General features: G+C 59.1%; 11 protein-coding genes and 1 pseudogene. 5 read left to right on the top strand and 7 right to left on the bottom strand.

Translation table 11 applies throughout. The features are described from left to right. Positions 1–285: 285 nt before the first annotated feature. Positions 286–819 (top strand): DUF2939 domain-containing protein, encoded by a 534-nt coding sequence (locus HFGMBDPB_RS04830; RefSeq protein ID WP_034364287.1) that lies wholly within the window; start codon positions 286–288, stop codon positions 817–819. Positions 820–852: 33 nt separating this feature from the next. Here the strand turns inward: HFGMBDPB_RS04830 and HFGMBDPB_RS04825 are convergent, their stop codons facing one another. After that, complete coding sequence (locus tag HFGMBDPB_RS04825) at positions 853–1077, bottom strand: hypothetical protein (protein WP_034364289.1); 225 nt, start codon at positions 1075–1077, stop codon at positions 853–855. 23 nt (positions 1078–1100) lie between these two features. Beyond that, on the bottom strand, positions 1101–1748 hold the full coding sequence (gene yfcF / locus HFGMBDPB_RS04820) for a glutathione transferase (RefSeq protein ID WP_212645003.1): 648 nt from the start codon (positions 1746–1748) through the stop codon (positions 1101–1103). A 683-nt stretch (positions 1749–2431) separates the two neighbouring features. Here yfcF and HFGMBDPB_RS04815 point away from each other — a divergent pair. Then, a complete protein-coding gene (locus tag HFGMBDPB_RS04815) occupies positions 2432–3070 on the top strand; it encodes a hypothetical protein (RefSeq protein ID WP_158528231.1) in 639 nt (212 codons plus the stop codon). After that, positions 3043–3426 (top strand): helix-turn-helix domain-containing protein, encoded by a 384-nt coding sequence (locus HFGMBDPB_RS04810; RefSeq protein WP_016453215.1) that lies wholly within the window; start codon positions 3043–3045, stop codon positions 3424–3426. Before HFGMBDPB_RS04815 ends, HFGMBDPB_RS04810 begins: the two co-directional genes overlap by 28 nt. Positions 3427–3445: 19 nt before the next feature. On the opposite strand, the gene HFGMBDPB_RS04805 is transcribed toward HFGMBDPB_RS04810, so the two are convergent. The 3 genes from HFGMBDPB_RS04805 to HFGMBDPB_RS04795 all read right to left on the bottom strand — a co-directional run bounded on the left by HFGMBDPB_RS04805 (position 3446) and on the right by HFGMBDPB_RS04795 (position 8112). Further along, positions 3446–4204, bottom strand: coding sequence for a copper chaperone (locus tag HFGMBDPB_RS04805; RefSeq protein WP_016447904.1), 759 nt, complete (start codon positions 4202–4204; stop codon positions 3446–3448). 9 nt (positions 4205–4213) lie between these two features. Next, positions 4214–5695 carry a tyrosinase family protein gene (locus HFGMBDPB_RS04800; protein ID WP_212645002.1) on the bottom strand — a complete coding sequence of 494 codons (1482 nt, stop codon included), beginning with the start codon at positions 5693–5695 and terminating at the stop codon, positions 4214–4216. A gap of 344 nt (positions 5696–6039) precedes the next feature. Next, a complete protein-coding gene (locus HFGMBDPB_RS04795) occupies positions 6040–8112 on the bottom strand; it encodes an IPTL-CTERM sorting domain-containing protein (RefSeq protein ID WP_244160496.1) in 2073 nt (690 codons plus the stop codon). 538 nt (positions 8113–8650) lie between these two features. Between HFGMBDPB_RS04795 and HFGMBDPB_RS04790 the strand changes: the two are divergent. Then, a pseudogene (locus HFGMBDPB_RS04790) lies at positions 8651–8890 on the top strand (IS30 family transposase); the annotation flags it as partial. A 400-nt stretch (positions 8891–9290) separates the two neighbouring features. Here HFGMBDPB_RS04790 and HFGMBDPB_RS04785 read toward each other — a convergent pair. Together HFGMBDPB_RS04785 and HFGMBDPB_RS04780 are read right to left on the bottom strand one after the other, a co-directional pair. Beyond that, positions 9291–10520 (bottom strand): multidrug effflux MFS transporter, encoded by a 1230-nt coding sequence (locus HFGMBDPB_RS04785; RefSeq protein WP_212645001.1) that lies wholly within the window; start codon positions 10518–10520, stop codon positions 9291–9293. Next, positions 10517–10954, bottom strand: a complete 438-nt coding sequence (locus HFGMBDPB_RS04780) for a winged helix-turn-helix transcriptional regulator (RefSeq protein WP_016454547.1) — start codon at positions 10952–10954, stop codon at positions 10517–10519. Before HFGMBDPB_RS04780 ends, HFGMBDPB_RS04785 begins: the two co-directional genes overlap by 4 nt. Positions 10955–11218: 264 nt before the next feature. Between HFGMBDPB_RS04780 and HFGMBDPB_RS04775 the strand changes: the two genes are divergently transcribed. Beyond that, positions 11219–12022, top strand: coding sequence for an SDR family oxidoreductase (locus HFGMBDPB_RS04775; RefSeq protein WP_017405393.1), 804 nt, complete (start codon positions 11219–11221; stop codon positions 12020–12022). Positions 12023–12048 lie beyond the last annotated feature (26 nt).

Genomic DNA, 12048 nt, shown 5'->3' with positions numbered 1-12048 from the left:
GAAACGGCGATGCTGGCTTGCCGATGGCCTGCGTGGCCAATGGCGATCCATCTTGTATTGGTTTGTAAACTATTTGTTACAAACTATAGTATGAATCGGATGGAGCAGGCAATACCAGCTTTTCAGGTATTCGCCCTGGCCTGATAGGGGTTCTCTGCCCATTGCTGCGGCAGGAAGAGACGGCCTGTGCCCGAGGCCGTCCCTGGCCGGCGCCGCGCGCCGGACGGGCCCGCCTAGAATCCGCGTTTGCGCGTGGCCGCTGGCACGCTTTCACGAAAGAGATCCATGAAACCCAAAACACTGGCCGGTGCGCTGGCCGCCCTCTGCGTGGCTGCGGCCGGCCTGCTCTATGCATCGCCCTATATCGTCCTGCACCAGATCGGCAAGGCCGTGGAGCGTCGCGACGCCCAGGCCCTGTCCGGCTACGTGGACTTCCCTGCGCTGCGCGAAAGCATCAAGGGCCAGATGATGGCCAGGCTGCAATCCCAGATGGGCGGCTCGGGCGACAGCGCCTCCAACCCCCTGGCCGGCTTTGGCCAGCAACTGGCCCAGGGCCTGGTCAGCCAGTTCACCGAGGCGCTGGTCTCGCCCGACGGCGTCATGCTCATGCTGGAAAAAGGCAAGCCCGGCAAACCCACGGACGTGGCCGCCGCAGGCGTGGGCGTGGACACCCAGGGCGGGCCGCCGCGCAAGGACTACTCCGTGGAGTACCAGGGCTGGTCCAAGGTCTTCGTGCACCCGCGCGGCGAGCCGGGCGGCTTCGTCTTCAGGCGCGAAGGCCTGATGGGATGGAAGCTGGTGGCCGTGAAAATGGATTGACAGGGGCGGGCCTGCGGCCTTCGCCCCGGCGCTTTATCCCTGGTGCAGTACCTTCATCACATGGCGCTTGCCCAGCCGCAGTGCGCGGACATCGGCCTCCTGCCGCGTGTCGCAGCCCTGGTCTTCGGTGACTGCTCCCAGGGCCTTGCCGCTGGCCACCTCCAGCAGCGTGGCGCGCGGCAGCCAGGCGCCGGGCGTGACATCGCTGGGCAGTGATGCTGGCGTGATCCGCACGCCCATGTAGAGAAGACTGTCCATGGCCTGCCAATATCCCGGGGGGCTCAGCCTGCCAGCGGCGGGCGGGGCAGGGCCAGCCACTGCTGGACGGCGGGGTGCTGCCACTGCCGGCGCGCATAGGCGGCCAGCAGCGCAGGCACGGCGTCGCCGTTGAGCACCAGGCGGTTGAGCATCAGCGCCAGATCCACATCGGCAATCGACCACGGGCCGGCGATGTGGTCGCCCTCCGAGCGGATGAAGGCTCCGGCCACCGAAAACAGCTTGCGCGCCGCCGCCTCGCCCGCATCCGACAGCGGCGTGGGCGTGGGGCGGTAGAACACCACCTCGGTGCTGCGCTCCGAGCGCAAGGCCATCAGATCGCTGCGCAGCCAGGCCTGGACCTGGCGCACACGGGCGCGCGCCTGCGCATCCTCGGGATAGAGCCGGGCGCCGCCAAAGCGCTCTTGCAGATACTCGGAAATCGCCGACGACTCCGACAGGCTGAAATCGCCATCCACCAGCGTAGGCACCCGTGCCGTCAGTGACGCGGCCACATAGTCCGCCCCGGTGTTCTGTCCCGCCGAAAGGTCCAGCGTGCGCAGCTCGAAGTCAATCCCCTTGACCTTCAGCGACACGAACACGGACAGGGCATAGGGAGAGGCGAATTGCGAATCGGCGTACAGCAGCACGAGGGCCTTCCAGGGGGACTGCATCGGTGATTGGGGCACTGATGGTAGCTGAGCACTCGGGGCCTATGGCCCGAGTAGGCAGTCTGCCTCACCTTGTGACTCCGATTGTCCAAGTCAGCCTCGCCGACTGGCCCACGCCATGAACTTTGCCAACCGGTGGGCACTGTACATGGATCGGCAGCATCGGTCAGAAGGTTAAGGGTCCTCTGCACAGATCAAAAACGATCTGCTACGCACCATTCATCACAACACTGTCCAGACAGCCAGTCGCCTGTAAGTCGTTGCGATTGCAACGATAGATAGTTCATGCCTGAAGTTGGCTGTCACAGAAAAAGTCGATTTTTGCAGAGGATTCCTAAGAAAATTCTTAAACTATCGATAGCCTGTTTGCACGCATTTATTGCATCTATAGAATTTCCCTATAGCATTGGGCCAGCCCCTAAAAATAAGTAGCCGTACGCTGACTCCAGCTGCGCCGGTCCGCTCTTGGCGGATGGTCACGCCAGAACAATGCCGCCCACCTTTGGAGTTGGGTTTTTGGTGCTTTTGATTATCCAGTTCTCAGCTTTTCCCAAGCTGGAGTTTTAGGATTCAATTGATTGGACCATGTTCCCTCTCGAAGGCTGCTTGGCGCAAGTTGAGCAACTCGCCTGTATTAAATCAATAGGCGATATTTCTATGGTTCTTAATCTTTCTGGGGGAGAATTATGAAAAGTTTACTTGTTTTTTTCTTTGTAATATTGAGTGCGATTTTTCCTGATACCGTCCTGGCGAATGAAGAGGTCGTGCAGGTAAAAATATCCACTCATTTCAAGGGTGAGGTGGTTAAAAGGAGTGCCGTCGTGGGTTTGGGTGATTCAATAAAGCTCACATCCAGTCAAGAAGGAATGATTGTTGCTATAGAATATGTGATAAAAAATATTCAAGTGAATAATTTGAAGAAATATAGCTTATCTGCGTCTTTATACTCTGGTGTAGAGGGTGGTGAAACTTGGTTGTCCAAGCGCGATATTTTTGCAGTTGTGGAAAAATCAGTTCCTGCCTTTTTCAGACTGGACGAAGCATCTGACGAGATGCAGGTGGAGGTAACCATAGCTGACATCCAGGACGAAGAGGGATACTTGAAAAATATGCCTAGAAAAACCTGCGATTTGAGCTTGGAAAGTCCTATTGTCCTGAAATCTCAGAGTGCATCAGGAACGTATGGCTGCTGCGATATTCGTTGCCAATCTCTTAATGGAACCTGTTGTGGCGCAATTATGTGCTGTCTCAGGGATCCCGATAGCTATCCAGTTTGGCAAAATGATATTGCGCATGATTGCTGCTGTTATCCACCTCAATATTAAGCAAAGATAGCATAAGGAACTCATTTACCGTCCAGCACGAGCGCCCCGAACCCACCCTCGCGGCCCGCCTGCAGCAGGAGCGCCAGCGCCTGAACCTCAGCGAAGCCGAACTCGCCCGCAAGGCCGGCCAAGCCAAACAGGTCCTGCAGCAATTCGAGTCCGGCGCCCTCGTCCCCGACGCCACGGCGCTGCAGCAACTGCACCTTGCCGGCGTCGATATCGGCTACGTGCTGCTGTCCCTGCGCTCCCATGCGCCCGACGCCGATGTACAGGCACTGCTGGCGCATTACGGCAAGGCGACGGACGCTGGGCGCGCGCTGGTGCGAGGGGTGGCGGAGCTGGCCGGGCGGGGGTGAGGCTCACCCTCCACAGGGTTCAGTGTCTTGTCGCCCGGCCCAGCGACGTGCGCGGCTTGCCGTGCAGAAGGCGCCGCAGGACATAGGGCAGGCGCCAGGCGGGCCGCAGCGATGGGCCTGTGCGCTCCACAAAGAGTAAAACGGCAGCAACAGCCATGGCCGGCAGGTGCCAGGCCGCGGGAAAGGCGAAGGGCGCCAGCATCCACGGCCAGCATGCCGTGGCGCATGCCACGCCGGTTCGCAGTCCGTGCTGCAGGCTGTCCCGGTTGGCCGTGGGGCCGCTGGCGGCCACGGGGTACAGCCTGTGGCAGGCATTGTGGGCGCGCGTTCCTGCGGGCGATGAACTCCACAGGACCGCCACGGCAATGCAGGCAAGAATGAGCGCGGGATGCGCGGCTGCGTGCAAGAGGGCGGCAAGCGGCACCATGACCAGGCCGGCCGCCATCCACACCAGCGCATAGCCCGCAAGCAGCAGGCCCGCCGCCAGCAGGCGCCGGCGGGCCACGCTCGATCGCATGGCGTGGCGCACCTGCCGCAGTGCCAGCAGCGGCATCATGGCCAGAACCATGGCCAGCCATGCCACACCGAGGATGCCGAGCGTGTGCCCGTCCAGCACCAGCGGCGATAGGTCGGCCAGCGTGACCGAGGACAGCGAGCCGCACAGCGACAGGCCGGGCGTGGCAGGCGGGCTGATGGCCAGGCTGATGAAGCCTGCCCCCGACACGGCCATCAGTGCTGGCGCGGGAGCGGTCCGCAGGTCTCTCAGCAGCGCGTCCATACGCGGGCCTTAGCGGGTGGCGTCCTGTGCGACCACGCTCACGCGGTCCACGGTGATTTCGCGCCCGGGGTCGGCTTCGGGCTGTTCGATGGCCACGTTCAACTGGTCCAGACTGCCGCCTGCGTCCAGGATGGCCTGCGTGGCATCGGTGATGTCGATGGTGGCGCCCAGTCCGTTGCCTCCATGCGGTCCGTCGCTGGCCGAGGCCTTGGCCAATCCGAACAGGGCGACGGTGTCTGCATGCCGCGCTGCCGCCCCGGGCGAGCCGATGGAGACCGTCAGCACGCCGCTGGGCGCATTGCCGCGAATGCCTTCCAGGTGAAGAAAGTAGCGCTGTGGCCGCGGCAGCGCGGCGCCTGCCTGCAGCAACTCGACCTTTGCGGCACCGGGGTCCGCGATCGATACGGTGGTCAGCCGCGGCGTGCGGCCCACGATGACCCGCTCCGCATTGGAGCCCAGTACACGCGGCGCGGGCGGCGGGACCGTCGAGAATTCTGCGGGCATGTCGATCTCCTGCGGTGTAAGGCCTGCCGTGCTGGCCGTGAGCGTGGTGGCGCCCGTGCCGCTGGTCAGATTGTCATAGTCAGGGGCCAGCGCACCGCCAGGCAGGGTTTCACCCGGATCATAGGAGGCCAGCTTTCCTTCGGTGTCCGGCATGACGAAGCCGCGGCCGGCAGGTCCGTTGCTCCAGGCGGCGCTGTTGTCCTGGATGTTGCCGGGCTGGGTCAGCCAGGCGGCCCAAAGCCGGTCCACATTGCAATGGTGCACCCAGAAAATCGGGTCCAGGGCGGCATAGTCGGGGTCTGACATGAATCCATAGGGCTCCTGCAGTCCGCCGACCATGATGTGAACCAGATTGTGCGGATTGGATTCAATGGCGCCAGTGTCGCTGCCGTCATGGGAAAAGGCGGTGATGCCACCGCCGTATTCCAAGGTGCCGGGAGCGCTGGTGAAGCGGTGGTAGTCCTGGCAACCCAGCGTGATATCACGGGGAATGTCAGGCGTTGGTCCCAGGCGCTTTGACCCATTGCGCCTGGCCTTGGCCAGGAAATTGGGAGAACCATCCGGCAATTTCTCTTCCAGGAAAGCCTGGGGTATGTTGCGTGCGGCCTGATTGCTGGAATTCAGGTAGTTCCAATAGGGAAGCGCCCAGTCGGCAGGGCCACCAAGCTCCTTGACGGTCTTCGCCACAATGGCTTCGAATGCGGCGAGATAGCCGCGATGCCAGGGAAGAAAGTACCAGGTGCCATGCTGGCATTGGTCCCACATCTCCTCGGTTTCGGAGTTGGGTGGCAAGGGGTCCTTGGCCGAAAGCACGCCGGCACTGATCCAGCCGCTCTTGTTGATGCCATGAATGGCGGCAAGATATCTCCAGCTGGTCCTGTCCGTAATGGGAAGAGAGTAAAGGTGCCCCACGGCTTTGGAATACCAGATTAGCGTTTCATTCCAGACAGTTCCACCTTGATTGACATCACGACGAATTCCAGTCATTGCGTTCTCCTCCATGAAAGTTGGAGACTGGAGTGTATGAAGGCGGATTTTATTTTGCAAGGAATTGTTTTTTTATTGTGTCGGGTAGGGCATTCCAATTGATATTGAGATCGCATTCACATTGTGATCATCTCAATGGGATTGAATTGAGGATTTACAGTATTGACCCATGGTAGGCATTGAGTCAGCTGACGGCGACGATTTTTTGTGTTGGAGCCGGGTTCTGGGTTCTTGCCATGGAGCTATCAAGGAAATGCATTGAGGGACGGCAGAGAGCGGTAAGCCCGGTTGCTCGCTTCGCGGTCGGTGAAATGAAAAAAGCCACCCGAAGGTGGCTTTTGTTTTCAGCCCTGGCGGCGGCGCATTCTTGCGATGCCGAACATGGCCAGAAGGGACGACAGCGCGATGATGCCCCATTCAGACAGGGTGGGAATCGCCGCAGTGCTGGCGGGTGCTGCCAGCAGTGCAAAGCCTCCCGGATCCTGGATGGATTGGTTGGCTATGCCGTCGTTGTCGCCGAGCCCGCCGTCGGTCAGCGTCAACGTGGCGCTCAGCCGGTCCGATGCCAGCACAGCACGGTTGGCAGGCAGTTGGTACCAGTGTGGTTGAGCACATGCTGCGCCTTGGCAGTTGAAACCATCAGGGCTGGGGCCGTACTTCATGTATACCGCGCCTGCAGGCACCGGTGTGCTGAAGTTCAGGGTGACGGTTGCATCGCTGCCCAGGTTGCCGCTGCTGAGATTCAGCGAGAGCAGTCCAGAGGGGAAAGTCACGCCTTGCGGAGCGGTCGCGGGTGGCGTGGTGCTGAAGCTGGCGTTGCTCACCTGCCAACCGTTGGCTGTCTGCAGTGCGACCATTGCCTTGCTGCCTCCAGCGGTGGACCAGGGGGCTTCGCAACTGTTGGCGCTGCCGCCGTTCAAGCCCTGGCACTGCCAGGTGTATTTGCCACTGGCGCTGGAGATCGCCGTAGCCGTGCCCGCGCTGCACAGCCCCGCTGCAGGGGCCAATGCCGTGGCTTGGCCCGCCGCCGTGCCACAAGCGCCAGCGACTGGCACCTGTACATCAACGTTGTGCACGGTTCCTGTCGCGAAGCCCCCTGCAATGGGCTTGGCTGCTGCGGTGCTCTCGATGCCGGTGCCGCTGCTGTTGAGGTCCAGGCGCAGGCTGCCCGTGCCGCTGATGGCAGTGACGGGTACAGTCCATGTGATGCCGTTGTCGGCACTGGATGGCGTGCCCATCGTGCCGGTGGCGGTGCCTGTAGTGGTCAGCGCGAAATCGGTGCCATCCACTCCGTTGACCGCTTCGCTGAAGGTCACTGCGAAATTGATGCTTGTGGCGCTGGCTGATGGTGTGCCCTGCGGGGCAATCGATGCCACCGAGGGTCCACCCGGCGTGGCACTGGCGACGACGTTGCCGAGGAAGTCACCCCAGATCCATAAAGAAGAGGCGCCGGCTGCGGCAGATATCGTCTTGGTTTCCGTATCGGTGGCGACATCAATGACATGGACTGTGCCATTCGCTGTTACAGCATACAGCGCCGCATCGTTTGCCGAGATACCAAGGCCCGTGATACCTGAGACCTCACCGCTCAGTGTGAGCGTTTTCTGTGTTGAAGTGTTGGCAGTGTCAACGACGTGCAGTACATTGTTGTTTCCGCCGACATATAGTTTGCTGCCATTCTTTCGAACTGCTACTGCCTTGGCGGGGCCATTAATACCGCTTATTGTGATCTGAGTAACCGTGTTGTCTGCCAAATCGATGAGGCCAACCGTGTTGCCAGCATTGCTCGACGTATATAGTTTTCCGGCTCCTGTCGGGTCATAAGCCAAGCCAAATCCCGAATTTGAGACGTTTTCCAGTGTGGATAACGTGTTGGTGGCAGTATCCAGTTTTTTGATCTCACCAGTGTCTCCACACCGCACATAAAGTGAGGCACCGTCTTGGCTTAGTGCAGAGGAGATTGTCCAGCATCCCGTATTTAAGCTGGCAGTGATTTGTTTGGAGTTGGCGTCTATAATATGCAGCTTACTATTGACGTAATCACTGACGTAGGCGATGGCACCATTTGCAGAAAAGGTGATGGAGACAGATGATCCAGTGTTGTCGATAACTGCTTTTAGGGAGTTGTTTGTTGTGTCAATAACTCCCAGTTTGTTGTTGGATCTGTATTGCCCGAACCACGACTCATTGTTGGCGCCTGGTCGCAATGCAAGAGTGTAGATGTTATCATTTAACGTTGCGTCCATGCTTGCTGGACTTAATGTGGTGGCGAGTTCTCCAGTCGCGGTATTGATGACCGAAATTGTTCTGCTGTTTGAATTGGGAATATAGGCGTAATCGGCGGCGCTTACGGCACAGGCAATGAGTGAGAGCGAAGCGGCGGCGAGGACGTGCTGCAAAGAACGGCGCTGAATCATGTGTGGACACCTTTGAGGAAAACCCCTGAAAGCTTGCAATGCACGCCTTGAGGATTGGGGAGGCTGGAAAGAAGACTTGCTTAGACCGGAGGTTTGGGCCTTGGTCTCATAGTGAGACTTTTGCTACAAATTAGAACAAAAAGAAACATTATGAATCTGAGCAAGTCTGAGCAGATCGCGTTACCAGCCGCGTCTTCAGAAGGTGCTGGGGTAGGAGAGAGTTGCGGAACGCCACTACACATTAGTTCTTCCGCCACTGATCTTTAGTTTTTTCGGGGCGCGCCCGCGCTGCCCAGCGGCGAAGCGAGGCCTGCAGGAGCACACAGAACTTCCGGCGAAAGGGTGGCGCTGAATCACCATGCAGCCTTGCGGGCTGTGTCCTAACGTCGCATCGAGGGCGCCCCTGGCCGTGGGGCTGAGCGCACCCAAAATCAGCCAGCCGTGCAGAATGACTGCCCTAGATCAGGCGCGAACGAGACCGAAGCCTCGGCTGGTGACCTCTGTGGAGTCGAAGGGAGGGAAGCTCCGCCTTCGTGGCACGTTGGCGACCGACATCCAGGTCTACTTCTGCGACCCGCACCATCCATGGCAACGGGGCACCAACGAGAACACGAACGGGTTACTCAGGCAGTACCTTCCCAAAGGCCTGGATCTGTCGGGCTACTCACAGGAGAGCTTGGATGCGATTGCAAGGCAGTTGAACCAGCGTCCCAGGAAGACGCTGGGGTTCAGAACACCTGCTGAAATGTTTGATGAGTGTGTTGCGTTGACCGGTTGAATCCACCGTCGGTAGCTGCCACACGAGAGCCCTTGGCAACCCGCTACGCCGCCGCACATCGGCCCTGAGCGCTTGCGCCTCGGCCGATAGCTCGCTCCTCAGCCTTACTGGTCTAAAAAACTAAAGTCCAGTGGCGCGTTTTCCGTACAGACGAAAGTCCAGTGGCGCATCTCTCTAAAGATCGATGGCGCATGGCTTGCGAGGACGTGAGAAATCAACGAGTTATCTGCGTGACGCGCTGCGTGTTCAGTGGCGTTCCGCAAGAATTCTTCCAGTTGTGTGTTTGTGCTACAGGGGCAGGGGCCTGCGGCCATTGAGTCCTCACGCTGCGGCAGTCGGGCAAAGGCTCCATCCAATTCATGCTGGCGAAGGTGTGCCTCGTGTATCCACTGGAATCTCGTCAAAAACCAGCCGTCCTGGGCTGGTTCCAGAAAGTGATGAAAGCAAGAAGTGCGAAGACTGAGATAAGCAGTCCTACCGCCGCCATGTGGGAGATCCCTGCCATCGTGCTGACCAGCATGGCGCCAAGTGCTGCGCCGGACATCTGTATGAAGCCCAACATGGCGGAGGCTGCACCTGCTTGAGCTCCAAATGGAGAAAGCGCCTGTGCTGTACTGAGAGGATTGGCAACGCCCATTCCCATGAGGAAGACACAGAGCGCGAACGTGAACGCTGTGAGGCTGGATGGGTATCGAACCGAGGCCAGGTAGATCATCACGCCTCCAACCATGGCCAAGATGATTCCGGCTTGGATGACTCGAGCTGCACCCCAGCGATGTGAAAGTCTTGGTACAGCGAGGCCTGCAGCAAAAACCACGGGCACCGTGGCTGCAAAAAAGAGCCCCATCTCCAGCGCGCTCAACTTGATGGCGCCCATCAGCACTGATGGAGCAGCAGCGAAGAATCCATAAAGCCCGCCTGTGAGACACATGACAGCGACGACTGGACGGAGGAAGCGTGGATCGATCAGAAGGCTGGCATAGATCCTGAGTATGGGGCCAACGGCAAGCGGCATCCGCCGCGACGCGACGTGTGTTTCTGGAAGTCGGAAGGCGTACCACATTGAAAGTGCGAGCCCGAAGGCACTGACCGTCAGGAAGGTCATGCGCCAGCCAATCATTTTCTCAGTCATGCCGCCCAGCAGCGGAGAGAACCCCGGCGCCGCGGCCATAGCCACGATCACCATCGCAAGAACGCGTGCCAGAGTTTCGCCTTCATACATATCTCTTGCGATCGCGCGTGCAAGTACGGACGCGGCGCATACGCCTGCAGCCTGTATTGCTCGGCCGACAATCAGTTCGGCTGGAGCCGCCGCCTGGGCACACACCACCCCGCCAGCCGCGAAGACCAGCAAGCCCCCTATGACCAGTTTGCGACGCCCGAAGCGATCAGACAGAGGTCCCACGAAGAGTTGCCCCGCCGCGAAAACTACGAAGAAGACACTGAGTGTCAGGCCGAGCTGGGCATCTGACGCACCCAGGGTTTTAGACATCGCCGGAAACGACGGCAGGATGATGTTGGTTGACAAAGCGCCTATCGCCGCGAGCGCAGCCAACAGAAGAACTACGCCACGGTTCGCTGTGCCTGCTTGATTTTCCGCCGGCACTGGAGCCCGACTGCTTGGCTTCATTCCGGCATCACCATGCGGATTTCGCGAGTCCCGATCTCTGCGCCGGTCTCTGCGTCGATCGCAATCGGCTTCAGATCGTTGCCCGTCTCGGCATCCAGAAACCGAACCAGCTTGCCTTCGCCACGGTGCTTTCGGCCCCAGGCAGCAATCATGAAGAGAACGGGCAAGTAGTCCCTCCCAGCTTCGGTCAGGACGTATTCCTCGCGAGGTGGCCGCTCCGAATACTGCCGCTTTTCCAGCAGTTGCTCATCCGTGAGCGTCGCCAAACGCTTCGTCAGCATCGTGGGAGCGATGCCAAGGCTTTTCCTGAACTGATCGAAGCGCGTCAGCCCAGCGTTCGCATCCCGCAGGATCAACATAGTCCACGCATCGCCCAGGAAGGCCAGGCTGCGCGCGATGGGGCAAGTGCTTTCAGAAGTTTTTTTCGAGTCCATATCATTTCAGTATTGACTAAGTACTAAAACGATACTAACATGCGCTCATCGTTCAGTCCAGCACCCACGCCCGAAAGGAGTCATGCGCGCAGAGAGCCCGGCCTCATCTTGAGAGGTAACGGTTGTGAGCCATGCCTTGGCTGATGAAGGCTTGTTCATGGTCGCGCTGCCAACCCCGATAGCAAATAGCCCAAAGCCCTTCTGCACGCACGTTCAGCCGGGCAAAGTTTTCAAGAATTTCCATCATCTACGGAGAAGCTACCCATGAAGAAGACAGTCCTAATCACCGGCGCATCCTCGGGCTTCGGCCTGCTGCTCGCCAACAGCCTGCACAACCAGGGCTTCGAAGTCATCGGTACCAGCCGTGAACCTGAAAAGCACGAAGGGAAGGTTCCCTTCAAGCTGCTGCGTCTGGACATCAGCGACGACAACTCCATCAACGCGTTCGCTGAAGAGCTGTTCCGCAGCGTCAGGCAGCTGGATGTATTGGTGAACAATGCCGGCTACATGGTGACGGGGCTGGCAGAAGAGACTCCCGTCGAATTGGGACGTCAGCAGTTCGAAACCAACTTCTGGGGCACGATCAAAGTGACGAATGCCTTGCTGCCCCGGCTGCGGGCGCAAAAGCATGGGCAGATCATCACAATCAGCTCCATCGTCGGCTTGATCGGCCCGCCGAATCTCTCGTACTACACGGCTTCAAAGCACGCAGTCCAGGGGTATTTCAAATCTCTGCGCTTCGAGCTGGATCCGTTCAACATCCAAGTCAGCATGGTGGAGCCAGTGTGGTTCAAGACCAACCTCGCTCATAACTCCGTGTCTCAATCAAGCGGGCGTATTGCTGATTACAACGCCTACCGCAAGCAAGCAGATGCTGCGACACAGAAGGGGATCGATGAGGCGGAGGCGCCCGACGCCGTCGTCAAAACGATTACCAAGCTGATCGATACCAAGAAGCCAAAGTTCAGTAATCCCGTTGGAAAGATGACCGGAATGATCCTGTTCCTGCAGAGCTATGCGCCCAAGATGTTCGAGGGGGCAATATTGAAGAGTGTGAAAACAGCTTGAATCTCAGCATCATTTATCTTTGAGAG

The sequence above is a fragment of the Delftia sp. PE138 genome (genome assembly GCF_018320755.1).
GTDB lineage: Bacteria > Pseudomonadota > Gammaproteobacteria > Burkholderiales > Burkholderiaceae_C > Comamonas > Comamonas tsuruhatensis.
The sequence above is the reverse complement of the archived record's forward strand: the minus strand, read 5'-3'. Positions and strand labels throughout refer to the sequence as shown.